We start from the raw sequence: 24,448 nt of genomic DNA, 5'->3' as shown, positions 1-24,448 counted from the left end.
GAGGTCAGGCGCCGATGATCTCGACGGACTCGATGACGACGGGCTCGACCGGGCGGTCCATCGCACCCGTCGCGGTGGTCGCGATGGCGTCGACGACGTCGCGGCCGGACTGGTCGGCGACCTCGCCGAAGATCGTGTGCTTGCGGTTCAGCCACGGGGTCGGGCCGACGGTGATGAAGAACTGCGAGCCGTTGGTGCCCGGGCCGGCGTTCGCCATCGCGAGCAGGTAGGGCTTGTCGAAGACGAGCTCGGGGTGGATCTCGTCCTTGAAGGTGTAGCCGGGGCCGCCGGTGCCGGTGCCCAGCGGGCAGCCGCCCTGGATCATGAAGCCGGAGATGACCCGGTGGAAGCCGAGGCCGTCGTAGAACGGGCCGCTGCGGCCGTTGCCGGCGTCGTAGGCCTTCTCACCGGTCGCGAGGCCGGTGAAGTTGGCGACCGTCTCCGGCGCGTGGTTCGGGAACAGGTTGACGGTGATGTCGCCCTTGTTCGTCTTCAGGACGGCCTGGAGGTCTGCCATGGCGATCGTCGGTCCTCACATCGTCGTGTGCGCGGGCCCGAATGCCCGCGGCGGTGGGGTTGGTACGGCGTCGCGGCTCGCGCCACGGGCCTGTGGCTCGATCCTACGGTGGTCCGGGTGGTCGCCGACGCCCACCCGTGGTGGGATGGATTCCTGAGGCCGAACGAGGTGTAGGACCGGTCGCGAGGTGGAAGGGTGGGGACCATGGCGAAGCTGAAGAAGCTGGTGGTCGTTGTCGGCGTGGGTGTGGCGGTCGCGGCCGTGGCCAAGCGCCTCCAGGGCGGCGGCGCGGGCAGCGACTGGCAGTCCGCGGCGGGCCCGGACGCGACGATCCCGCCGGTGCCCACCCCCGAGCCCGTGCCGACCCCCGAGCCGACCCCGGACCCGGTGCCGGTGCCCGAGGAGGTCCCGGAGCCGGAGCAGGCCCCCGACGCGGCGCCGGACCCGCTGACCGACCCGATCGACGAGGTCGAGGCCGCGGAGGACGACAAGCCGGAGTGATCCGGGGCGGTGGTTTCGAGGCTCGCTGCGCTCGCACCTCAACCACCGGCGGGGTGGTCGGGCTCAGGCGGTGCCGGCGAGCTCCGCGCTGTCCTCGCGCAGGCGCACGGCGACCTTGTGCTCCACCCAGAAGATGAGGCCCGGGATCAGGCCGGCGACCATCATCAGCAGGAACTGCGGGAGGCTCCACCGCGCCCGCTGGGTCAGCACGAAGGCGACCACGACGTACACGATGTAGATCCAGCCGTGGACCATCCAGACGATGTCGAGGTCCTCGCCGAGGCGCTGCGCGGTGCTGCCGTCCGCGAAGCCGTACTTGAGGATCGCGTCGACCGTGCCGACCAGGAGCAGGACGCCGACCGTCAGGGCCAGCACCCGGTAGGTGGTGAAGAGCTTCGTCACGACTCCGAGGCTACGGGGGCACCCGGCACCGACGACGAATCGTCGCCGTCCCCGTCGGCGTCCTCCACGCGGGGCCGGGTGGTGTCCCTCACGTAGCGGAACCAGATGTAGCCCGCGAACGCCGCGAAGACCCACCACTCCAGCGCGTAGAGCAGGTTGCGCAGCGCCGTGAACCGGCCCACCTCGGGCAGCTGGTCGAGGGTCGCCGCGCCCAGCCCGGGCTCGGGCTCCTCCGCGACCACGTAGGCGCCGTAGAGGTCCTGGTCGACCCGCTGCACCAGGTCGGCGATCCGCAGTGAGGGCAGCACGTCGTCGCCCGGGTCCTCGTCGGTCTCGCCGCGGGCCTCACCGGGCTGCAGCCAGCCGGTGAGGCTGCCCGCCTCCCCCGGGTCCGGTACGTCGGCGAGGTCGGTGCCCTCGGGCACCCAACCGCGCACCACCGGGATCGCCGGCGCCTCCGGGCCGCCGTCGGTGAGCGGGGTGACCACCCACGCGCCCGGCTCGCCGTCGGCGCTCTCGCGGTCGGTGACCAGCACGGTGCCCTCGGGCAGCCAGGTGCCCTCGACCTCCACGGGCCGGCCGAGCCCGGCGCGCGGGAACGGGTCGTCGGAGCCGATCACGTCCTGCAGCGGGAGTGGCGCGGCCGTCGTCAGGTCGACCTGCTCGGCGGCGCGGCGGGCCTGCCAGGCGTCGTACTGCCACACACCGAGGCCGACAGCCGTGCCGACGCAGACCAGGCCGACCAGGTGGACGCCCCACATCCGCGGGTGCCACCAGCGCACGGCCCTCTGCTCCACGCGGTCAGGGTAGGCGGTGCCGACGGCCGGTCCCGCTTCGGCGGTGCCGCCGAATGGCTCACAGCCGCTCGGCGAGCCGCCGGGCGGCGACCTGGAGCACCTCCCAGGCGGTGGCGAACGGCGGCGCGTAGGAGAGGTCCATCCAGGCCAGGTCGTCGACGCTCATCGAGCCCCACAGGGCCGCGGCCGCCGCGTCGATGCGCTTACCGGCGCCCGGCCCGCCGACGATCTGGACGCCCAGCAGCCGCCGGTCGGCGCGGTCGGCGAGGACCTTGATCGCGAGCGGCGCCGCCTCGGGCATGTAGCCGCTGGCGGTGGTGCCCTCGGTGACCAGCGAGGCGACGTCGTACCCGGCCTCGACGGCCTCCTCGGTGCCGAGGCCGGTGCGGGCGACCTCGACGTGCTCGCCGCCCGCGACGAAGCGGGTGATCGCGGTGCCGACCGCGCCGGGGAAGCGCAGGTCGCCGCCGAGGAGGGCGGCGCCGACGGCCCGGCCCTGCTTGTTGGCGTGCGTGCCCAGCGGGAGGAAGGTGCGGTGGCCGGTGATCCGGTGCGCCTGCTCGCAGCAGTCGCCCGCCGCCCAGACGCCCGGCGCGAGGCGGCCGGCGCCGTCGGGGAGGTAGCCGCCCTCGGTGCCGAGCGGCAGGCCGGCGGCGCGGCCCAGGTCGGTGGCGGGTTCGACGCCGAGCGCGAGCACCACCACGTCCGCGGGGACGTGCCGGCCGTCGGTGGTGACGACGCCCCGCACCCGGCCGCGCACCTCGCCATCCGCGCTGACCAGCCGGTCGACGGCGGTGTCGGTCCGCAGGTCGACCCCGCCCAGCGCGAGCGCCTCGGCGACGCGGGCACCCAGGTCCTCGTCGAGGCGGCCCATCACCCGCGAACGGGTGACCAGCGTCGTCGAGAAGCGGCGGCGGACCAGTGTCTCGGCCATCTCGACGCCGATGTAGCCGCCGCCGACGATCACCGCCCGCGGCGGCCGGCCCTCGGCCGCGGCGGCCGTCTCGGCCCGCGCGAGGAGGTCGCGCCACAGCGCGCCGTCGTCGAGGGTCTTGACCGGGTGCACCCCGTCCAGCAGCGCGCCGTCGGGGCCGCGCGCCCAGTCCGGGACCACGGGCCGGGCGCCGGTGGCGAGCACCAGCTCGTCGTACCGGATCGTGTCGGTGGCGCCCTCCGGGTCGGCGCCCTCGACGGTGACGGTTCGGCCGGCGGGGTCGATCGCGGTGGCGCGGGTGTGCAGCCGCAGCCTGATGCCCGCGGCCCGGTGCTCCTCGGCGGTCCGGGCCACCAGGTCCGCGCCCTCCTCGACGTCGTCGGCGATCCAGTACGGGATCCCGCAGGCGGAGTAGGACGTGTGGCCGGTCGCCTCGACGACCTCGACCTCGACCTCGCGGCCGGCGGCGCGCGCCTGACGCAGGGCGGAGTGGGCGGCGCTCATGCCGGCGGCGTCGCCACCGACGACCACGATCCTCACGCGGCGAGCCTAGGGGGTGCGTTCACGGCGCAAGCCCCGGTTCGGCGCGGCGCGAGCCCCGGTTCGGCCTGCCGCGAGCCCCGGTTCGGCCTGCCCCGAGCCCCGGTTCGCGCTCAGACGGCGGCGAGGTCGTCCGTGGCGTGCAGGCGTACGGGCAGCGACTCGACGCCGTACACCGCGGACAGCTTGCGGAACTCCAGGTCCTTGATGTCGGCGGCGACGGCGAGGTCGGGGAACCGCTCGGCCAGCATCCGCAGGGCCGTGCGCAGCTCCATCCTGGCCAGCTCGGCGCCGACGCAGCGGTGCATGCCCCAGCCGAAGGCGAGGTGCCGGGTGGGCTCGCGGGTCGGGTCGAAGGTGTCCAGGCCGTCGCCGAGGGCGGGGTCGCGGTTGGCGGCGAGCAGCGAGACGCCGACGCAGTCGCCCTCCTTGATCTCCATCCCGCCGATCACGACGTCGTGCTTGGCGAAGCGCAGGAACGCCAGCTGCACCACGCACAGGTGGCGCAGCAGCTCCTCGATCACCCGGTCCACCGACTCCGCGTCCGAGCGCAGCATCCGCATGGCCTCGGGGGTGGTGGCGAGCAGGTAGGTGCCCAGCGCCAGCATGCTCGCGCTGGTCTCGTAGCCGCCGAGGAAGACGCCGTCGGCGATGCCGCCGAGGGTGACGTCGTCCAGCTCGTCGCCGTGCTCGGCGATCAGCGCGCCGATCAGCCCGTCACCGGGGCGGTGGCGCTGCTCCTTGACCGCCTGGATCAGGAACTCGCGGGTCTGGGCCTGGGCGCCGAAGGTGCCCGCGCCGCCGCCGCTGAGGTCGAACCGGGCGACACCCAGCTCGAAGAAGCGCGAGCGGTCCTCGACCGGCAGGCCGAGCAGGTCGCAGATGACCTGGAACGGGATGGCGAACGCGAACTCCTCGACCACGTCGACCGGCTGCCCGCCCTGCGACGCGGCCTCCATCGCGTCCAGGCGCGCCCGCACGATCTCCTCGATCGAGGGTTGCAGCCGCGCCAGCCGCCGCATCGTGAACTCCGGCGTCAGGTAGCGGCGCAGCTGGGTGTGCAGCGGCGGGTCGGTCATGCCCAGGCCGCCGATCTGCTCCTCCTCGCCGCGTCCCTCCTGGGAGACGAACTGGCCGAGGTCGTTGGACCAGGTGTCGGCGCCGCCGGAGAGCACCTCGCGGGCCGCGTCGTGGCCGGAGACCAGCCAGACGCCGCGGCCGAAGAGCTCGGCGAGCCGCTTGACCGGCTGCTCGGCCTGGACCTTCATCAGCCCCGGCAGCGGGTCCAGCCCGTCGCGCTTGACCGGCAGGCTCAGCGCGTCGGGGAAGAACCGCAGCTTGCGCAGGTCGATGCCGTTGCGCATGGTGCGGTTGAGGACCCACAGCCCGACATACCGCTTCATCGCCCCGAACATCCGCATGTCCGATATTTCACCAGAACGGAGCCCTCGGGACGGCCGTGTTGCGGACTTCGGCGCGTGGTGTCGCTGACACCCGCGCTCAGGTCCACGCCAGCGGTTCACCGCGATGAAACCGCGGGTGGCCCCCGGCTGGCTACGCTGCGGGAATGGACTGGAGCGACTACGAGGCAGCCCTGTTCGACCTGGACGGCGTCGTGACGCCGACCGCGGAGGTCCACATGCACGCCTGGGCGAAGATGTTCAACGACTTCCTCGCCGCGCGCGGCGACCAGTCGCCCTACACCGACGAGGACTACTTCCACTACGTCGACGGCAAGCCGCGGTACGACGGGGTGCGCTCGTTCCTCGCCTCCCGGGGCATCGCGCTGCCCGACGGCACGCCCGACGACGACCCGTCGGCGGAGACGGTGTGCGGGCTCGGCAACCGCAAGAACGGGTACTTCGGCCAGGTGCTGGCCGAGGAGGGGATCGCGCCCTACCCGGGCTCGGTGCGACTGCTCGACGCGCTGCGCGACCGGGGCGTGCCGATGGCGATCGTCTCCTCCTCCCGCAACGCCCCGGACGTGCTGGCGGCGGCCGGCGTCGCCGACTACTTCCGGACCGTGGTGCACGGCGGCGTCGCGGCGGAGCAGGGCCTCGACGGCAAGCCGGCCCCGGACACGTTCCTCTACGCCGCCCGCGAGCTCGGCGTCACCGCCGACGGCGCGGTGGTGCTGGAGGACGCGGTGAGCGGGGTGCGGGCCGGCGCGGCCGGGGCCTTCGCGCTGGTCATCGGGGTGGACCGCGGCGTCGGGGCCGACCATCTGCGCGACGCCGGCGCCGACCTGGTGGTCTCCGACCTCGACGAGCTGGTCCCCGCGGGCTCCACGGAAGGAGCGGGCGCGTGAACGTCCACAACGACGGGCTCGGCCCCTCCCACGTCGCCCCGCCGATCGCCGACCCGCTGGACCGCAGCCGGTTCCCGGTCGACACGTGGCGCCTGGTCGAGACCCGGTTCAGCTCCGCGGACCTCGGCATGACGGAGTCGGTGTTCAGCGTCGGCAACGGCTACCTGGGCCTGCGCGGCAACTACGAGGAGAGCCGCGACGCCCACGTCGACGGCACCTTCATCAACGGCTTCCACGAGACCTGGCCGATCAACCACGCCGAGGAGGCCTACGGCTTCGCGCGGATCGGTCAGACCATCGTCAACGTGCCGGACCCGAAGGTGATCCGGCTCTACGTCGACGACGAGCCGCTGCACCTGTCGACGGCCGACCTGCTGGCGTACGAGCGGACGCTGGACCTGCGCGACGGCGTGCTGCACCGGGAGGTGCTGTGGCGCACCCCGGGCGGCAAGCGCGTCTCGGTCCGCTCCCGCCGGATGGTGCCGCTGGGGCAGCGCCACCTGGCGGTGATGACCTTCGAGGTCACCGTCCTGGACGCCCACGCCTCGGTGTCGATCTCCTCGCAGCTGCTCAACCGCCAGGACCGCAACGAGCAGCCGGTCGAGGGCCCGCAACCCCACAACCACCAGACCTCCGAGAACGACCCGCGCAAGGCGGAGGCGTTCAACCGCCGGGTGCTGATCCCGGCCCACCAGCACGCCGACCAGGAGACCGGCCGGCTCGAGCTGGCGTACCGGACGGCCGAGTCCGGGATGAGCATCGGCGTGGTCGCCGACCACCAGCTCACCACCTCCTCGACGTACTCCTGGAAGGCGGAGTGCGAGGAGGACATGGCGAAGGTGATCTACCGGGTCACCGCCGAGCCGGGGGTGCCGATCACCCTGACCAAGATGGTCGCCTTCCACACCGCGACCTCGGTGCCGGCGCGGGAGATGATCGACCGCGGCCAGCGCACCCTCGACCGGACCTGGGAGGAGGGCGTGGACCAGCAGTTCGAGCAGCAGCGGGACCTGCTCGACCAGTTCTGGCAGGCCAGCGACGTGGAGATCCCCGACCACGAGGCGCTCCAGCAGGCCGTGCGCTGGAACCTCTTCTCGATCCTCCAGGCCTCGGCCCGCGCCGAGGGCCAGGGCATCGCCGCGAAGGGGGTGACCGGGTCGGGCTACGGCGGCCACTACTTCTGGGACACCGAGATCTACGTGATGCCGTTCCTGACCTACACCATCCCGTGGGCGGCCCGGAACGCGCTGCGGTTCCGCTACACGCTGCTGGACTCGGCCCGCAACCGCGCCCGCGAGCTCGCGCAGAAGGGCGCGCTGTTCCCGTGGCGGACGATCAACGGGCACGAGGCGTCGGCGTACTACGCGGCGGGCACCGCGCAGTACCACATCGACGCCGACATCGCCTACTCCCTCAGCCAGTACGTCGGCGCGAGCGGCGACCTGGACTTCCTGGCCCGCGAGGCGATCGACATCTTCGTCGAGACCGCCCGGCTCTGGGCCGACCTGGGGTTCTGGCGCGACGAGAACCGGCGCACCTTCCACATCCACGGCGTCACCGGGCCGGACGAGTACACGACCGTGGTGAACGACAACCTGTACACGAACGTGCTCGCGCGCTTCAACCTGCGCCGGGCCGCGCACGCGGTCTGGGAGCTGCGCCGGTCGAACCCCGAGGCCTACGCCCAGCTGGTGCGCCGCACCGGCCTCACGCCCGACGAGCCGGACGAGTGGGCCGAGTGCGCCCAGGGGATGGCGATCCCCTTCGACGAGCACCTCGGCATCCACCCCCAGGACATGCACTTCCTCGAGCGGGAGATGTGGGACCTGGAGAACACGCCGCTGGAGAAGCGGCCGCTGCTGCTGCACTACCACCCGCTGGTGATCTACCGGTTCCAGGTGCTCAAGCAGGCGGACGTGGTGCTGGCGCTCTTCCTCCAGGGCGAGGAGTTCACCGCCGAGCACAAGAAGGCGAACTTCGACTACTACGACCCGATCACCACCGGCGACTCCACCCTCTCGGCCGTCGTGCAGTCGATCATCGCGGCCGAGGTCGGCTACCACGAGCTCGCGCTGCGGTACTTCCTCTCCGCGCTCTTCGTCGACCTCGACGACCGCCACAACAACACCGCCGACGGCGTCCACGTCGCCTCCACCGGCGGCGTCTGGTCGGCGCTGGTCTCCGGCTTCGGCGGCTTCCGCGACATCGGCGCCCAGTACGGCGAGAAGCAGTTCCAGATCGACCCGCGGCTGCCCGTGCGCTGGAACTCGCTGATCTACCGGATCACGCTGCACGGCACCCGGGTCCGGGTCACCGTGCGCGCCGACGAGGTCGAGCTGACCATCGAGCGCGGCGCCGGGCCGGTCACCTTCGACGTCCGCGGCAAGCTGGTCACGCTCGCCGGCGACGAGGAGGACTCCTCCGTGCGGGTGCCGCTGACCCACCAGGGGCCGCGGCTGGACGGGGAGCCAGTGAACCCCGCCGGCACCCAGCGCTCCGACGGGACCGTGATCTCCGCGATCGTGCCGTCTGGGGAGTAGGCGGGAGGGGCTTGACGCCGTGTATGAATCACCGGTCGACCGGTGATTCATACGCATGACAGGCACTTCAACGCCCGGGTAGCGCTGGTTTCACCGGTCGACCGGTGATTCCGACACCCACCAGGCTGTCTCACTCCTCGATATCTCAATCTCACCAATCGGGACGCGGGTGTTCACTGGCGGCATGGCCGTCACCCCCGAGCAGGAGGCCCGGCCCGCCTGGGAGCGGATCAGCGCGGGCCGGCGCTGGGCGATGCTCGGCAGCAGTACGGCGGCGCAGGCCGCGTCGGCCGCGATGGTCACCGGGCCCGCGTTCCTGATCCCCGAGCTGCACACCGGCCACGGGATGAGCCTGGCCGAGGCGGGGCTGGTCGCCTCGGCCCCGCTGGTCGGGATGATGCTGACGCTGGTGGCGTGGGGGCTGGTCGTCGACCACAAGGGCGAGCGGTTCGCGCTGCTGGCCGGGCTGGTCGGCGCCGCGGCCGGCGGGCTGCTGGCGATCGCCGCGGCCGGCTCGGGTGACGGAAGCCGCGGCTCGGTGGCCGCGATGGCGCTGGCCCTGGTGCTCGCCGGCGGCGCCTCGGGGGCGACCAACTCCGCCTCCGGCCGGGTCGTGGTGGGCTGGTTCCCGCCCGAGCGCCGGGGGTTGGCGATGGGCATCCGGCAGACCGCGCAGCCGCTGGGCGTGGGCCTCGCGGCGGCGACCATGGCGGTGCTGGCCGACCGGGTCGGGATCGCCGCGGCGCTGTGGGTACCCACCGGCGCCTGCCTGGCGGCGACCGCACTGGTCGCCGTGGTCGTGCTGGAACCGCCGCGCCCGGAGCGCCGCGACCACCCGAGCGCGGCCAACCCCTACCGCGCCGACGGGTTCCTGGCCCGGATCCACGGCGCCTCGGTGCTGCTGGTCGGCCCGCAGTTCCTGGTGTGGACCTTCGGCCTCACCTGGATGGTCGACGACCTGGGCTGGTCGCCCGCCGCGGCCGGACTGGTCATGCTCGGCACCCAGGTGGGCGGCGCCGGCGCCCGGATCGCCGCGGGCTGGTGGTCCGACGTCGCCGGCAGCCGGATGCGGCCGATGCGCCAGGTCGCCGTGATCGCCACCCTGACCATGCTGGCGCTGGGCGCGGCCAGCGCCGCGGCCGGTACGGCGGCCTGGCTGACCGGGCTGGCCGTCGTACTGCTGGTCGCGGCGTCCGCCGTCACCGTCGCCGACAACGGCCTCGCCTTCACCGCCGTCGCCGAGCGCGCCGGCCCGTTCTGGTCGGGCCGGGCGATGGGTGTGCAGAACACCGCGCAGCACCTGATGGCGGCGGTCGTGCCGCCGGTGGCCGGGCTGACCATCACCGGCCTCGGCTACGGGCCGGCGTTCGCGCTCGCCGCAGCGCTGCCGTTGCTGGCGGTGCCGCTGGTGCCGGTGAGGCACGAGCGACTGATCTCGTGACGCCGACAGTGAGGCACACCTCACATTTTCGGGACTTCGTCCCGGTCGGCTAGTCCACCGCCCCTAGCCTGACCGGCCTCCACCTCCCTGCTCCCGAGAGGCCTCGTCACGCCATGCGCCCGCTCCGCGCCGCCCGCTCGATCCGCTCCTCGTTCCGCACCGCAGCCGCCCTCACCGCGGCCGCTGCCGTCACCGCCGCCGTCGCCCTGGCACCGACCACGGCCGCCCGCGCCGAGGACGAGCCCGAGACCCCGGACGGCCCGTCCTACGGCGCCCCGGTCGTCGGCGAGTGCCACGACTACGGCAAGAAGGTCTACTGGAGCTACACCGACACCAAGCCCCCGGTGAAGTGCAAGGAGGACCACACCGCCTACACCGCCGCGGTCCTCTACCTGCCCGACGACATGGAGTGGCACCAGCCCACGCCGGAGAAGTTCTACGCGAAGGTCAGCAAGCTGCTGATGCCGACCTGCACCAAGGCCGAGCGGAAGGCGCTCGACGCCCCCTGGGCGAAGCTCATGAAGACCTCCTACGACGGTGCGTACTACGAGCCGACCGCCGACCAGATCAGCCACGGCGCCCGCTGGATCCGGTGCGACCTGGTGCTCAAGGGCGCGCCGGGCAACATCCAGGACCTGCCGGCCCGGAAGCCGGCGCTGAAGAAGATCACCACGGCCGAGCGCGACTGCCTGGTGCTGCGCGACGACGGCGCCTACCGGACCGCCTGCAACAAGAAGCACCACTACAAGGCGACCCACAACCACAGGCTCCCGGCCGGCAAGTATCCGTCCTCGAAGAAGTTCCAGCGGTACATCAACAAGTACTGCATCGGGACGGCCCAGCACCCCGGCTACGGGCGGCTCGCCCCCAAGGACCAGTGGCGGCTCGGCAACCGCATCCTGCAGTGCTACGAGTGGGACCGCTGAGCGGCCGACCCGTCCGAACCTCCTCCGCTCCCGAGAGGCACCGATTCGCCATGCGCCCGTTCCGCACCCCGTTCCGCACCGCCGCGGCCCTCGCCGCCGCGCTCGCCCTGACCGCCGGCCTCGCCCTGGCGCCGACCACGGCCGCCCGCGCCGAGGACGAGCCCGGGACCGACGGCCCGACGTACGGCGCCCCCGAGGTCGGCACCTGCCACGACTACGGCAAGAAGGTCTACTTCGCCGTCAGCGACACCAAGCCGGCGGTGAAGTGCAAGGAGGACCACACGGCGTACACCTCGGCCGTGGTGTACCTGCCCGACGACATGGAGTGGCACCAGCCCACCGAAGAGAAGTACGTCGCCAAGTTCATCCGGAAGGTCCAGCCCGCGTGCGACACCGCCAACCGGAAGGCCCTGGACACCGACTGGCGCACGTTCATGAAGACCGCCTACACCGGCGCCATCTTCGAGCCGACGGACGAGCAGAAGGAGCACGGCGCCCGCTGGATCCGCTGCGACCTGATCCTCAGGACCTGGGCGGGCAGGCTCCAGGACCTCCCAGCCAGGAAGCCGGCGCTGAAGAAGATCACCGCGGCTGAGCGCAGCTGCCTCGCCCTGCGCGACGGGGGCGCCTGGCTGACCAGCTGCGACAGGAAGCACCACTACAAGGCCACCCACAACCACCTCTTCCCGCGCGGCAAGTACCCGAGCGACCGGAAGTACTACCGGTACCTGAACAAGTACTGCACGGGCACTGCCCAGCACCCCGGCTACGGCCGGATGGGCTACCAGTCGGCCTGGATCGCCGGCAACCGCGTCCTGCAGTGCTACGAGTGGGACCGCTGAGCGGACCCGTCCGAACCCCCTCCGCTCCCGAGAGGCACCGATTCGCCATGCGCCCGTTCCGCACCCCGTTCCGCACCGCCGCGGCCCTCGCCGCCGCGCTCGCCCTGACCGCCGGCCTCGCCCTGGCCCCGGTCACCTCCGCCCGCGCCGAGGACGAGCCCGACACCGACGGCCCGACGTACGGCGCCCCGGCCGTCGGCGAGTGCCACGACTACGGCAAGAAGGTGCTGCTCTCCGACAACGACCCCACGCCGGCGGTGGGGTGCAAGAAGGACCACACCGCCTACACGACGGCGGTCGTCTACCTGCCCGACGCCGTCGAGTACTACGAGCCCACGTGGGACGAGTTCCTGGCCACGATGTCCCGCAAGGTGCTGCCGGGGTGCGCCGCGGCCGCCCGGAAGGCGCTGGAGACCAACTGGCGCACGTACATGAGGACCGCCTACACCTGGGCGTGGTTCCTGCCGACCGAGGACGAGATCGCCCACGGCGCCCGCTGGGTCCGCTGCGACCTGGTGCTCCAGGCAGGCAATGACCGGCTCCAGGACCTGCCCGCCCGGAGCCCGGCGCTGAAGAGGATCACCAAGGCGGAGCGCGCCTGCATCAAGGTCGCCAACGACGGGTCCTGGTGGGAGACCGGCTGCACGAAGAAGCACCAGTTCAAGGCCACCCACAACCACCAGCTCCCCCAGGGCAAGTACCCGTCATCGAAGAAGTTCCAGCGGCTCGGCTCGAAGCACTGCCGGGGCACGAAGAAGTACTGGTGGTGGGTGGGCAGCTACCGGTCCGAGTGGCGAGCGGGCAACCGCGTCATCCAGTGCTACGCGCTGGACCGCTGACAGGCTGACCCTCGGGAGGGACAGGGACGCACCTGCGGGACGCGGTCACGGTGACGCGGACCACCCCGGCTAGCCTGTCCGGCGCTCTGACAGCTCCGAAAGGCACCGCCACCCCCATGCATCTGCTCCGCTCCCTCCGCTCCTCCCTCCGCGCCACGGCCGCGCTGACCGCCGCGACCGCGCTCACCGCCGGTCTCGCCCTGTCCCCGACCACGGCCGCCCGCGCCGACGAGGGGACCGACGGCCCGGCCTACGGCGCCCCCGCCGTCGGGAAGTGCCACGACTACGGCAAGAGGGTCTACTGGTCCGAGAGCGACACCAAGCCGGCCGTGCCCTGCGCGCAGGACCACACCGCCTACACCGTCGCCGTCCCCTCCCTGCCCGACGGTCTGGACTACGACCAGCCCACGCCGGAGAAGTTCTACTCCAAGGTGAGCAACCAGGTCCTCCCGGCGTGCGCCACCGCCCTCCGGAAGGCGCTGGACACGAACTGGCGCACCTACATGAAGACCGCCTACCGCCTCGCCTGGTTCGTGCCGACCGAGGAGCAGATCGCCCACGGCGCCCGGTGGATCCGCTGCGACCTGGTCCTCAAGTCCGGGATCGGCAGCCTCCAGGACCTCCCCGCCCGCAAGCCGGCCCTGAAGAGGATCACCAAGGCCGAGCGCGCCTGCATCGTGCTCGACAGCGACGGGTCCGGGTGGGAGACCGGCTGCAACAGGAAGCACCACTACAAGGCCACCCACAACCACCAGATCCCGAAGTCGACCTACCCGTCCGACAAGAGGTTCAACCGGCTGGCCGCGAAGCACTGCGCCGGCAAGAAGTACTGGTGGGCACAGGTCGGCAGCCGCGCGGAGTGGCGGGCCGGCAACCGCGTCCTCCAGTGCTACGCGCTGGACGTCTGATCCGCTGACGGCAGGGCGGGCTCAGCCCGCCAGCGCCCGCGCACGGTCGACGACCAGGTCGACCGCGCGCGGGTGGGGGCCGATCACCTCGGCCACCACGGTCGCCCCGGCGGCGCGCGCCGTCTCCTCGAGGCGGCGGTGGAAGAAGCCGGTCGCGAACAGGTACGGCGCGACCGCGTCGCCCGGGCGGATCACCTCGTCGGGCCGGGGCCCCAGGCCGGTGAGCGTCGCCAGCCGGACCGGGCCGCCCCACGCCTCGGCCAGGCAGGCCACGGCGCCGTCCAGGTCGGCCTGCGCGGCGGGGTCGGTGGAGCCGGCCGCGACCAGCACCACCGCCTGACCGGGGCGGGTGCCGGCGGCGCGCAGGCGGTCGGCCTGCGCCTCGGCGAGCAGGGGGTCCGGGCCGAGCGGCCCGCCCAGCGCGACGTCGTCGCGCCCGGAGGCGCCGACGGCCGCGGGCAGGTCCTGCCGGACGTGGATCCCGGTCGAGAGCAGCATAGGCAGCGCGACCACCGGCCCGGCCAGCTCCCCGGCGAGCACGTCGGCGAAGAGCGGCTCGCACAGCTCCACGTACGAGGCGGTGGCCGCCCAGCCGAGCCGGGCGCCGGCCTCCTCGGTGATCCGGCGGGCCACCGTGTTGCCCACCGCGGTCCGGGTGCCGTGGGCGACGGTGACCAGGTGCGGCGTGCTCGCCGGGACGCTCACAGCGTGACCGCCAGCCGGTAGCCGCGCTTGACCACCGTCTGCACGCAGCGCGTGCCCAGCGACGCGCGCAGCCGGGCGACCGCCATCTCCACCGCGTGCTCGGAGCCCGCGGTGCCCGAGGGCAGCGCGGCGAGCAGGTCGCGCCGGGAGACCACGTTGCCGGGGTTGACCAGCAGCGCCTGGAGGACCGCGTACGGCGCCGGGGAGAGCTTCACCTCGGTGCCGTCGAGCAGCACCTCGTCGCCGTGCAGCAGCAGCGTGTGGCCGGCCACCTCCAGCGTGGTGCCGGTGGCGCGCGAGGGCAGCTCGAGCTCGAGCTGCTTGATCATCGCGGCGAGCCGGGACCGCTCGGGGTAGATCGAGGGCACGCCCCACATCTCGAACGCCGCCGCGGTCACCGGGCCCACGCAGGAGGCGACGACGTCCGCCTGGAACGCGGTGATCACCTCATCACGGTGGCCGGTCGAGGCGGCGGCCTCCATCAGGGAGGCGATCGCGGGCGCGGCGGTGAAGGTGACGGCGTGCACCCGGCGGGCGGCGATCTGCTCGATCAGCCCGAACATCGGCTCGGGGTCCTCCGCGCCCTCGACCCGGTACACGGCGACGGTGGAGACGTCCGCCCCGCGGCGGCGCAGGGCGTGCGCGGCCATCGAGAGCGACTGACCGTGCTCCTGGACCACGATCCGCATCCCGGTCAGGTCACGGCGGCGCAGGTGGTCGAGGACGTCCTCGAAGCACTCCGACTCCGGCGCCCAGAGCTCGCGCAGGCCGAACCGGCGCAGCGCGCCGACGCTCTTCGGGCCCCGGGCCAGGATCTCGGCGGCGCCGAGGTGGTCGAGCAGGTGGTCGCCCATCCCCCAGCCGTCGGCCAGGGTCAGCCAGGACTTCATGCCGATGCCGGTGGTGGCGACGAAGATGTCGACCGGCGCGGCCAGGACGTGCGCGGTCGCCGCCTTCAGCGCCGGTTCGTCGACCCGGTTCGGGTCGACGGACAGCGCGGGCGCATGCACGACCTCGGCACCGCGGCGCTCCAGCAGCGCGATCTGCTCCTCGGCGCGACGGGCGGCCGTCACCCCGATCCGGAAGCCGGCCAGCGGCTGCCCCGAGGAGTGCTGTGTCACGGGCCCCCGCTCTCCCGCCGTCGGCCGACGACGACATCACCGTCGACCACCCGCACGTCGTACGTCGGTACGCCGACCGCCTCGTCGTCGAGGCAGCGGCCGGTGCGCAGGTCGAACGGCTGCTTGTGCATCGGGCTGGCGACGAACGGCACGTCGACCCCGTCGATCGTCCTCGATCCGACGATGCCGCGCGACAGCACCGATGCTCGTGAGAAGGGATCGTAGTTGGAGATCGCAAAGACCCGGTCGTCATACGTGCGGAAGACCGCGACGGCCTCGCCGCCGACGAGGGCGGTGACGCCGCCCTCGACCTCGATCCGGTCCAGCGGGCAGACGACGGTGCCGGTGGTGTCCGGCGCCTGCGCGCCGGTGCTGTCGACGGTGCTCATCGGGGGCCTCCGACGGGGATGGTCGTTCCGAGCGTGACCGGGCCGTCGCTGGCCTCGGGGGCGATCTGCCCGCGCTCGTCACGGAAGGAGATGTGCGGGTCCGGTACGCCGGGGGCGTTGACGAACGAGACGAAGCGCTGCAGCTTCTCCGGGTCCTCGACGGTGGCCTTCCACTCGTCGAAGTAGGTCTCGACGTGGCGGCCCATCGCCGACTCGAGCTCCGAGCCAAGGCCGAGCGCGTCGTCGACGACGATCTCGCGGACCCGCTCCAACCCGCCGTCGAGGCTGTCGATCCACGGCGCGGTCCGCTGCAGCCGGTCGGCGGTGCGGATGTAGTACATGAGGTAGCGGTCCAGGTAGCTGATCAGCGTCGGGGTGTCGAGGTCGCCGGCGAGCAACTGGGCGTGGGCCGGGGTGGCGCCGCCGTTGCCGCCGACGTAGAGGTTCCACCCCTTCTCGGTGGCGATCACGCCGAAGTCCTTGCCTCGGGCCTCCGCGCACTCGCGGGCACAGCCCGAGACGCCGCCCTTGAGCTTGTGCGGCGAGCGCAGGCCCCGGTAGCGCAGCTCCAGCTCGATGGCGAGCCCGACCGAGTCCTGCACGCCGTACCGGCACCAGGTGGAGCCGACGCACGACTTCACCGTGCGCAGGGCCTTGCCGTAGGCGTGGCCGGACTCGAAGCCGGCGTCGACCAGCCGCTTCCAGATCAGCGGCAGGTCCTCCAGCCGGGCACCGAACAGGTCGATCCGCTGGCCGCCGGTGATCTTGGTGTAGAGGCCGAAGTCGCGGGCGACCTCGCCGATCACGATCAGCTTCTCCGGGGTGATCTCGCCGCCGGGGATCCGGGGCACCACCGAGTAGGTGCCGTTCTTCTGGATGTTGGCCAGGTAGGCGTCGTTGGTGTCCTGAAGGGTGCGGTTCGAGCCGTCGAGCACGTGGTGGTTGAGCAGGCTGGCCAGGATCGAGGCGACCGCGGGCTTGCAGATGTCGCAGCCGCGGCCGGTGCCGTGGCCGGCGATGATGTCGTCGAACCGGGTGTAGCCGTGGATCGCGACGACCTCGAAGAGCTCGGCCCGGGTCATCGGGAAGTGCTGGCACAGGGACCTGTCGACCTCCTTGCCGACCGAGGCGAAGTGGTCCTCCACGATCTTCTTGACCACGGTCTTGCAGGAGCCGCAGGTGGAGCCGGCCTTGGTGCAGGCGGTGACGCAGCCCGCGTCGGAGCAGGGGCCCCCATCGTTGTGCGTCGCCTCGTCGGAGACCGCCGCCACGATCTCGGCCTTGGTCACGTTGTTGCAGGAGCACACCTGCGCGTCGTCGGGCAGTCCCAGCTCGACCCCGCCGCGGCTGGCCGGCAGGATCAGCTCCTCCGGGTTCTCCGGGAGCTCCATCCCGCTGCCGACCATCGGGCGGAGCACGCCGTAGGCGCTGGCGTCGCCGACCAGGATGCCGCCGAGCAGCTCGAAGCCGCCGCTGGCGTTCTCGGCCACGACGAGCTTCTTGTAGACGCCGGCGACCGCGTCGGAGAAGACCAGCTCCAGCGAGTCGGGGGTGGTGGCGAACGCGTCGCCGAAGGAGGCGACGTCGACGCCGAGCAGCTTCAGCTTGGTCGACATGTCGGCGCCGGTGAACGAGCCGGCGTCGCCTCCGAGCAGGGTGTCGACGACGACCTCGGCCATCGTGTAGCCGGGCGCGACCAGGCCGTACATGCGGCCGCCGGGCGCGGCGCACTCGCCGATCGCCCAGATGTTCCCCACCGAGGAGCGGCACTGCTCGTCGACGAGGACGCCGCCCCGCTCGGCCATCTCCAGGCCGGCCGCGCGGGCGATCGCGTCGCGCGGCCGGATGCCGGCGGAGAAGATCACGATGTCCAGCGGCAGGGTCTCCTGCTCCTTGAACTTGATCCCCGAGACCTTCCCGTCGGCATCCCCGTCGATCAGCTCGGTCATCACGCCCGTGTGCACGGTCAGGCCGAGGTCCTGGATGTGCCGCTTGAGCGTGGCGCCGCCCGCGTCGTCGACCTGCACCGCCATCAGCCGCGGCGCCATCTCGACCACGTGGGTCTGCACGCCGAGCTGGTGCAGCGCGTTCGCCGCCTCCAGGCCGAGCAGGCCGCCGCCGATCACCGCACCGGCGCGGGCGCCGCGGCTGGCCTCGCGGATCGCCTCCAGGTCCTCGATGGTCCGGTAGACGAAGACGTTGCCGAGGTCCTTGCCGGGCACCGGCGGCACGAACGGCGCGGCGCCGGTGGCGAGCACCAGCTCGTCGTAGGGGAGCACGTCGCCGTCGGCCAGCAGGATCGTCTGCGTCTCGGGGTCGAGCCCGGTCGCCTCCGCGCTCAGTCGCAGGGTGACCCGCGGGTCGTCGTAGACGCCACCCGGCAGGAACGACAGCGCCTCGGCGCCGACCTCGAAGAACGAGGTCAGGGCCACGCGGTCGTACGCCGGCCGCGGCTCCTCCCCGAGCACGGTGATGTCGAAGGTCTCGGTGAGCCCGCGCTCGATCGCCGCTTGGACGAAGCGGTGACCGACCATGCCGTGGCCGACCACGACGAGCTGCTTCCTCAGGTGCGGTGCCATCAGGGTTTCCTCTCGGGGGGGTGATCTCGAGCGATCGGGTCGGACCGGGTGGTCAGGCGTGGACGGGGGTGGTGTCGAGCAGCTCGCGGACGGTGCTGGCGCAGCCGCCGCAGCCGGTGGTCGCGCGGGTGGTGTCGCGGACCTGCTCGACGGAGGAGCAGGCGCGGATCCGACCCGCCGAGACGCCCGCGCAGGCGCAGACCTCGGCGTCGTCGGGCAGGGCCCGAGCAGCACTGCCGGCGCCGGCGGGGCGGTCGGGCAGCAGCAGGGCGCCGGGCTCGCCCTCGCCGAGCACCGTTCCGCGGTCGAAGTGCTGGGTGATCAGGCCGACCCGGGAGAGGTCGCCGACCAGGGTGGCGGCGACGATCCGGCCGTCGCGGACCACGAGCCGGCGGTGGGAACCGGCGATCGGGTTGGCCACCTCGACCACCTCGCCGCCGGCCTCGATCTCGGCGGCGGCGTCGCCGAGGACGGCGACGTCCAGGCCAGTGGCGCGCAGCCGGGCCACGATCCGGGTGCCGTCGTAGGTGGCGTCGCCGGCGCCCGGGCCGGCGGCCAGGACCTCCGCGAGGATCCCCGCCTGCTCCCACGCCGGCGGGACGAAGCCGGTGGTCCGGCCGTCGTGCTCGGCGCAGTCGCCGATCGCGTGGATCGCCGGGTCGGTGACGCTGGCCAGCCGGTCGTCGACGACGATGCCGCGCCGCACCTCCAGGCCGGCCCCGCGGGCCAGCGCGGTGGAGGGACGGCCGCCGGCGGTGAGCACCACCAGGTCGGTGTCGAGCGTGAAGCCGTTGTCCAGCCGCAGCGCGACGCGGCCCGGGTTGCGGGGCAGCGGGTCGAGCACCCGGACGTCCCCGCCGACCGTGGCGCCTGCGCCCGCCCCGGCCAGCGCCGCGGCGTCGGTCAGGCGCACAGCGCGGGCGCCGGTGTAGACGGAGACGCCGAGCTTGCGCAGGTCGCGGGCGAGGATCCGCCCGGCCGCGGTGTCGAGCTGGGTGTGCAGCAGGTGATCGCCGCCCTCGACGATCTCGGTGTCGAGGCCGCGGGCGCCCAGCGCACGGGCGACCTGCAGGCCGAGCAGCCCGCCGCCGACCACCACGGCCCGGCGGTGCGCCGGCCGGCCGTCGTCGTCGGTCTCCTCGAGGGCGGCCCGCAGCCGGTCGCAGTCGTCCAGCGAGCGGAAGGCGTGCACCGACTCGTGCAGGGTGCCGTCCATCCGGACCAGGCCGCGGATCGGAGGGAGCGTGGGGATGCTGCCCGTGGCGAGCACCAGGACGTCGTACTCGACGATCGTGCCGTCGACGAGCATCACGTCGCGGCGCTCGGGGTCGACGCCGAGCGCCCGCGCGCCGAGGCGCAGGTCGATGCCGTGGGCGGCGTACCAGGCGGGTTCGCGCAGCGTCAGCGCGTCGGGGCGATGGGTGCCCTCCAGCACCGCGGAGAGCAGGATGCGGTTGTACGGGGCCACCGGCTCGTCGCCGAGCACGGTGATCCGGTCGCGGGTGTGGACGCCCCGGGCGACCAGCTCCTCGACCAGGCGGGTGGTGGCCATCCCGGAGCCGACGACCACGATCCGGCGGGGTGCGTCACTCATCGGGTCACCCCCGCCGCGCAGACCTTGAACTCCGGCATCCGGCTGGACGGGTCCAGCGCGTCGTTGGTGAGCCGGTTGGCGCCGACCCAGTGGAACGGCACGAAGACCGTGTCGGGGCGGATGGTGGTGACCACCCGGGCCGGGGCCTTCATCTCGCCGCGGCGGGTGCGGACCACGACCGGCTCGCCGTCGTGCGCGCCGATCCGGGTGGCCAGCATCGGGTGCATCTCGACGAAGGCGCCCTCGTCGGGCAGCGAGCGGATCCGGCGGGTCTGGGCACCGGACTGGTACTGGCCCAGCACCCGGCCGGTGGTCAGGTGGACCGGGTAGGTCGCGTCCGGCTCCTCGGCGGCGCCGACGAACTCCGGGACGAGGAACCGCGCCCGGCCGTCGGCGTGGGCGAAGGAGTCGGCGAACATCCGCGGGGTGCCGGGGTGCTCGGCCTCCCCCTCGGCGGTCGCCGGGCAGGGCCAGAAGACGCCGGCCTCGGCGTCGATCCGGTCGTAGGTGATGCCGGAGTAGTCGGCCTTGCCGCCGGCCGAGGCGCGGCCCAGCTCGGCGAAGATCTCCTCGGGCTCGACCGAGAAGCCGATCGGGGCGTCCAGCCGCTCGGCGAGCCCGGCGATCACCTCGAGGTCGCTGCGGACCCCGGCCGGCGGGGCGACGGCGCGGCGGCGCAGGATGACCCGGCCCTCGAGGTTGGTCATGGTGCCGGTCTCCTCGGCCCACTCGGTGACCGGCAGCACCACGTCGGCGATCGCCGCGGTCTCGGACATCACCAGGTCGCAGACGACCAGCAGGTCCAGCGACTCCAGCCGCTCGGTCACGTGGCCGGCGCGCGGGGCGGAGACGACGATGTTGGAGCCGTGCACCAGCAGCGCCTTCGGGCCCGCCTCGGTGCCGAGCGCGTCGAGCAGCTCGTAGGCCGAGCGGCCCTTGCCGGGCAGGCTGTCGGCGTCGACGCCCCAGACGCCGGCGACGTGGGCGCGGGCGGCGGGGTCGTCGATCATCCGGTAGCCGGGGAGCTGGTCGGACTTCTGGCCGTGCTCGCGGCCGCCCTGGCCGTTGCCCTGGCCGGTGAGGCAGCCGTAGCCCGAGTACGGCGCGCCGGGCAGCCCCAGCGCGAGGGCGACGTTGATCCAGCCGAGGACGGTGGCGGTGCCCTGGGCGTGCTGCTCGGCGCCGCGGGCGGTGAGCACCATCGCCCTCGGGCGGGTGCCGCCGTCGCCGGCGAGCAGGTCGACCAGCGTGCGCAGCTCGTCGGTGCCGACGCCGGTGACCCGCTCGACGCGCTCGGGCCACCAGGCGGCGGCCGCGCGGCGGGCCTCGTCGGCGCCGGTGGTGCGGGTGGCGACGTACTCCTCGTCGACGGCGCCGCGGGCGTCGAGCAGGTGCAGGACGCCCAGCGCGAGCGCCAGGTCGGTGCCGGGGACGGGCTGGAGGAAGAGATCGGCGCGCTCGGCGGTGCTGGTCAGCCGCGGGTCGATCACGACGACCTTGCCGCCGCGCTCGCGGAGGCGGTCGAGGTGGCGCGCCGCCGGCGGCATGGTCTCGGCGAGGTTGGAGCCGACCAGGACGACCACGTCGGTCCGCTCGACGTCGGCGAGGGGGAACGGGAGGCCGCGGTCGATGCCGAAGGCCTGGTTGCCGGCGCTGGCGGCCGAGCTCATGCACCAGCGGCCGTTGTAGTCGATCTGGCTGGTGCCCAGCGCGACCCGGGCGAACTTGCCGAGCTGGTAGGCCTTCTCGTTGGTGAGGCCGCCGCCGCCGAAGACGCCGATCGCGTCGGGGCCGTGCTCCGCCCGGAGGTCGCGGATCCGGGCGGCGACGGTGTCGAGCGCCTCGTCCCACTCCGCCGCCCGCAGCTCCCCGCTGGCCCGGTCCCGCACCAGCGGGGTGGTGAGCCGCTCGCGGTTGCCGCGCAGCTCGCCGGCGGTCCAGCCCTTGCGGCACATCGCGCCCTGGTTGACCGGGAAGTCGTCCCAGGCGCCGGTGGTGATGCCGGCGCGGCCGACGCGGGAGACCGTCATGCCACACTGCAGGGAGCAGTAGGGGCAGTGCGTCCGCGTCGCGGGCTTCTCGGTCATGGCATCCATTCCAGGTCCTTGCGGTTTCATCGCTGCTCCCTTCTGTTTCCGTTACGGGCAACTCGGTCTCACGGCCTCACCGCGCCCGGTGGTTGAGGTGCGAGGCGCCCTGGCGCCGAGCCTCGAAACCACCACCCCCGAGAGGGCCGTGGTTTCGAGGCTCGCTTCGCTCGCATCTCAACCACCGGCAGGTGTCAGATGCCGGCGTTGGCGTAGCTGACGTGGGCGCGGGCCGGGTGCGGCTTGCGCAGGTAGACAGCCCAGGTGACGACGGCGCAGACCCCGTAGAACGCGGTGAAGATGAAGAACGCGATCTTGGTCGCCTCCATCGGCGCGCTGATGAACGGCGAGGCGAAGGTGATCGGGATCAGGAAGCCGCCCACCGCACCGGCGGCGCCGATGATGCCGATCGCGGCCGAGGCGCGCTTGGTCGCGTTCACCAGGGCGGAGGCGCGCTCGGGGCTGCCGTGCTCGCCGACCCGGGAGGCCTCGGTCTTGAAGACCGCCGGGATCATCTTGTAGACCGACCCGTTGCCGATGCCGGTGAAGGCGAAGACCAGCAGGAAGAAGGCGAGGAACAGCGGGAACCAGGCCTCGTTCTCGGCCGCGATCGCGACCTCCTTGTTCGGGTTCGGGGTGAGCTGGGTCAGCGTCCACAGCACGGCGGCGGTGAAGGTGATGAGGCCGCCGAAGGAGATCAGGGTGATCTTCGCGCCGCCGTACTTGTCGGCGAGCCAGCCGCCGAAGGGGCGGGTGAAGGAGCCGACGAGGGCGCCGAGGAAGGCGTAGTAGGCGAAGAAGACGCCCGTGCCGAGCGGGGCCGGCTCGGGGACCCAGAAGTTGATCTTGATCAGCAGCGGCATCGCGGCGGAGTAGCCGATGAAGGACCCGAAGGTGCCGACGTAGAGGAAGGCCATGATCCAGGTCTGCTTCTTCTTCAGGACCGCGAGCTGGGACTTGGTGTCGGTCTTGGCGGTGCCCAGGTTGTCCATGAAGAAGTACGCCGCGAGCGTGGCGACGACGGCGAGGCCGGCGTAGACCCAGGCGGCGCGCTCGAGGTGGATGCCGCCGTCGGAGGCCTTGACGATGCCGAAGATGCCGGCGCCGCCGACGATGATCGGCAGGAAGAACTGGATGAACGCGACGCCGACGTTGCCTCCTGCGGCGTTGAGGCCGAGCGCGGCGCCCTTCTTGCTGGCCGGGTAGAAGAAGTTGATGTTGGCCATCGAGGAGGAGAAGTTGCCGCCGCCGAGGCCGGCGGTGGCCGCGATCAGGCAGAACGCCCAGTACGGGGTGCTCGGGTTGGTGACGGCCCAGGCGAAAGTCAGGGTGGGGACGAGCAGCAGCGAGGCGCTGATCATCGTCCAGTTCCGGCCGCCGATCTTGCCGACCATCAGGGTGTAGGGCACCCGCAGCAGCGAGCCGATCAGGTTCGGGATGGCGACCATGAAGAAGAGCTGCTGGGCGGTGAAGTCGAAGCCCTGGGCGACGAGGAAGGCCGAGCTGACGCTCCAGATCAACCAGACCGAGAAGCCCAGGTGCTCGGAGAAGATCGACCAGATCAGGTTGCGGCGGGCGATCTGGGAGCCTCCGGACTCCCAGAAGGCCTCGTCCTCGGGGTTCCACTCCTCGATCCACCGCTTGGTGCGGCGGTGCGGGTGGGCGGGGGCGGCGGTGCTCGAGTCGGGCGGCGATGCGAGGGACATCTCAGGCTCCTGGCGGACAGGGGTCGGGGTTTGATGACACCGATCCTTGGAGCCCGTCGTAACGACCGAACGTGTCGCCAGGTTTCGTTGCGTCAACTCCACCTCACGCCCTCACACTTCTCACCGCCTCACCGTGAGGAGCCGTGAGATCGGGCGTGAATCCGTGAGATTCCGGGCCTCGCGACGGTGAGGTCGTGAGGCCGCGGCGGGAGTGCGACCGCGGGGTGGCCCGCCTCCCCAGGGGGCGTCAGGCCTGCGACTCGGCCGGCGCGGGCTCGCGCAGCAGGCGCAGCGCGCAGCCGGCGGCGACGACGCCACCGCCCGCGACCATGACCAGGCCCGGCCCGGGCATCCAGCCGCCGAAACCGACCAGCCCGAGCACGTGGACGATCTGCCAGGCCGGCACCGCCAGCGCGATCGCGGCGAGCAGGCCCGCGTGCACGGCACCGACCTTGCGGAACGGCAGCAGCACGCCGGCGAGGCCGAGCATCGCGCCGTAGAAGGTCCACAGGCCGGGGCCGAGGGCGCCCGACTTGGGCTGGCCGCCGACGTAGAGCCACGGCAGGAAGGAGCCGACCATCACCAGCAGCACGGCGATGATCAGCCGCTTGCGTGCCGGGTGCATCGGCTGCCGGGCACGGGTGGAGGGAACGAGGGAGACGCGTCGCTCGGCCGGTGTGGTCGCCATGGAGGGACGGTAGCCCGAGTGACGTGGGTCACGCAGTAGCCGAGATCGCCACCCGGGGCATCCGGTACGGCGATCGGCGCGACG

At 72.8% G+C, this 24,448-nt stretch carries 21 protein-coding genes; 8 read left to right on the top strand and 13 right to left on the bottom strand.

What is annotated here, in order from left to right:
* Positions 1-4: 4 nt before the first annotated feature.
* Positions 5-517, bottom strand: coding sequence for a peptidylprolyl isomerase (locus tag ABLM29_RS02260; protein WP_349712017.1), 513 nt, complete (start codon positions 515-517; stop codon positions 5-7).
* A gap of 204 nt (positions 518-721) precedes the next feature.
* Between ABLM29_RS02260 and ABLM29_RS02255 the strand changes: the two genes are divergently transcribed.
* Positions 722-1,018, top strand: coding sequence for a hypothetical protein (locus ABLM29_RS02255; RefSeq protein WP_349712015.1), 297 nt, complete (start codon positions 722-724; stop codon positions 1,016-1,018).
* 63 nt (positions 1,019-1,081) lie between these two features.
* Here the strand turns inward: ABLM29_RS02255 and ABLM29_RS02250 are convergent, their stop codons facing one another.
* The 4 genes from ABLM29_RS02250 to ABLM29_RS02235 form a co-directional block, all read right to left on the bottom strand.
* Entirely contained in the window at positions 1,082-1,420 is a 339-nt protein-coding gene (locus ABLM29_RS02250; RefSeq protein ID WP_349712013.1) for a DUF3817 domain-containing protein, read from the bottom strand.
* Complete coding sequence (locus ABLM29_RS02245; protein WP_349712011.1) at positions 1,417-2,217, bottom strand: SURF1 family protein; 801 nt, start codon at positions 2,215-2,217, stop codon at positions 1,417-1,419. The genes ABLM29_RS02250 and ABLM29_RS02245 overlap by 4 nt, the downstream gene beginning before the upstream one ends.
* 58 nt (positions 2,218-2,275) lie before the next feature.
* Positions 2,276-3,691: an FAD-dependent oxidoreductase gene (locus ABLM29_RS02240; protein WP_349712010.1), complete on the bottom strand. Its 1,416-nt coding sequence runs from the start codon at positions 3,689-3,691 to the stop codon at positions 2,276-2,278.
* A 113-nt stretch (positions 3,692-3,804) separates the two neighbouring features.
* On the bottom strand, positions 3,805-5,094 hold the full coding sequence (locus tag ABLM29_RS02235) for a cytochrome P450 (protein ID WP_349712008.1): 1,290 nt from the start codon (positions 5,092-5,094) through the stop codon (positions 3,805-3,807).
* A 164-nt stretch (positions 5,095-5,258) separates the two neighbouring features.
* Between ABLM29_RS02235 and ABLM29_RS02230 the strand changes: the two genes are divergently transcribed.
* The 7 genes from ABLM29_RS02230 (at position 5,259) to ABLM29_RS02200 (ending at position 13,495) form a co-directional block, all read left to right on the top strand.
* Positions 5,259-5,999 carry an HAD family hydrolase gene (locus ABLM29_RS02230; protein WP_349712006.1) on the top strand — a complete coding sequence of 247 codons (741 nt, stop codon included), beginning with the start codon at positions 5,259-5,261 and terminating at the stop codon, positions 5,997-5,999.
* Positions 5,996-8,539, top strand: coding sequence for a glycoside hydrolase family 65 protein (locus tag ABLM29_RS02225; RefSeq protein ID WP_349712004.1), 2,544 nt, complete (start codon positions 5,996-5,998; stop codon positions 8,537-8,539). The genes ABLM29_RS02230 and ABLM29_RS02225 overlap by 4 nt, the downstream gene beginning before the upstream one ends.
* Before the next feature lie 184 nt (positions 8,540-8,723).
* Positions 8,724-9,980 (top strand): MFS transporter, encoded by a 1,257-nt coding sequence (locus ABLM29_RS02220; RefSeq protein ID WP_349712002.1) that lies wholly within the window; start codon positions 8,724-8,726, stop codon positions 9,978-9,980.
* A gap of 113 nt (positions 9,981-10,093) precedes the next feature.
* Entirely contained in the window at positions 10,094-10,906 is an 813-nt protein-coding gene (locus ABLM29_RS02215) for a septum formation family protein (protein WP_349712000.1), read from the top strand.
* A 50-nt stretch (positions 10,907-10,956) separates the two neighbouring features.
* Entirely contained in the window at positions 10,957-11,748 is a 792-nt protein-coding gene (locus ABLM29_RS02210; RefSeq protein ID WP_349711998.1) for a septum formation family protein, read from the top strand.
* A 47-nt stretch (positions 11,749-11,795) separates the two neighbouring features.
* Positions 11,796-12,587 (top strand): septum formation family protein, encoded by a 792-nt coding sequence (locus tag ABLM29_RS02205; RefSeq protein WP_349711996.1) that lies wholly within the window; start codon positions 11,796-11,798, stop codon positions 12,585-12,587.
* A 116-nt stretch (positions 12,588-12,703) separates the two neighbouring features.
* Entirely contained in the window at positions 12,704-13,495 is a 792-nt protein-coding gene (locus ABLM29_RS02200) for a septum formation family protein (protein WP_349711994.1), read from the top strand.
* 21 nt (positions 13,496-13,516) lie between these two features.
* Here ABLM29_RS02200 and ABLM29_RS02195 read toward each other — a convergent pair whose 3' ends face one another.
* From ABLM29_RS02195 to ABLM29_RS02160, 8 genes are all read right to left on the bottom strand, one after another.
* Positions 13,517-14,200, bottom strand: a complete 684-nt coding sequence (locus tag ABLM29_RS02195; RefSeq protein ID WP_349711993.1) for a sirohydrochlorin chelatase — start codon at positions 14,198-14,200, stop codon at positions 13,517-13,519.
* Positions 14,197-15,321 carry a uroporphyrinogen-III synthase gene (locus ABLM29_RS02190; RefSeq protein ID WP_349711991.1) on the bottom strand — a complete coding sequence of 375 codons (1,125 nt, stop codon included), beginning with the start codon at positions 15,319-15,321 and terminating at the stop codon, positions 14,197-14,199. Before ABLM29_RS02190 ends, ABLM29_RS02195 begins: the two co-directional genes overlap by 4 nt.
* Positions 15,318-15,710 carry a nitrite reductase small subunit NirD gene (gene nirD / locus ABLM29_RS02185; protein WP_349711989.1) on the bottom strand — a complete coding sequence of 131 codons (393 nt, stop codon included), beginning with the start codon at positions 15,708-15,710 and terminating at the stop codon, positions 15,318-15,320. The genes ABLM29_RS02190 and nirD overlap by 4 nt, the downstream gene beginning before the upstream one ends.
* Positions 15,707-18,289 carry a nitrite reductase large subunit NirB gene (nirB, locus tag ABLM29_RS02180; RefSeq protein WP_349711987.1) on the bottom strand — a complete coding sequence of 861 codons (2,583 nt, stop codon included), beginning with the start codon at positions 18,287-18,289 and terminating at the stop codon, positions 15,707-15,709. The genes nirD and nirB overlap by 4 nt, the downstream gene beginning before the upstream one ends.
* 52 nt (positions 18,290-18,341) lie before the next feature.
* On the bottom strand, positions 18,342-19,883 hold the full coding sequence (locus tag ABLM29_RS02175; protein WP_349711985.1) for an FAD-dependent oxidoreductase: 1,542 nt from the start codon (positions 19,881-19,883) through the stop codon (positions 18,342-18,344).
* Complete coding sequence (locus ABLM29_RS02170) at positions 19,880-21,970, bottom strand: molybdopterin oxidoreductase family protein (protein ID WP_349711983.1); 2,091 nt, start codon at positions 21,968-21,970, stop codon at positions 19,880-19,882. The genes ABLM29_RS02175 and ABLM29_RS02170 overlap by 4 nt, the downstream gene beginning before the upstream one ends.
* Before the next feature lie 194 nt (positions 21,971-22,164).
* The gene (locus ABLM29_RS02165) at positions 22,165-23,676 is read right to left on the bottom strand and encodes an MFS transporter (RefSeq protein WP_349711981.1); all 1,512 of its coding nucleotides are present in this window, start codon (positions 23,674-23,676) and stop codon (positions 22,165-22,167) included.
* 247 nt (positions 23,677-23,923) lie between these two features.
* Positions 23,924-24,364, bottom strand: coding sequence for a hypothetical protein (locus tag ABLM29_RS02160; RefSeq protein ID WP_349711979.1), 441 nt, complete (start codon positions 24,362-24,364; stop codon positions 23,924-23,926).
* Positions 24,365-24,448: the final 84 nt, after the last annotated feature.

It is taken from the genome of Nocardioides sp. YIM 152588, from assembly GCF_040191335.1.
In the GTDB taxonomy this organism is placed as follows: domain Bacteria; phylum Actinomycetota; class Actinomycetes; order Propionibacteriales; family Nocardioidaceae; genus Nocardioides.
This window is presented reverse-complemented; position numbering and strand designations above follow the sequence as displayed.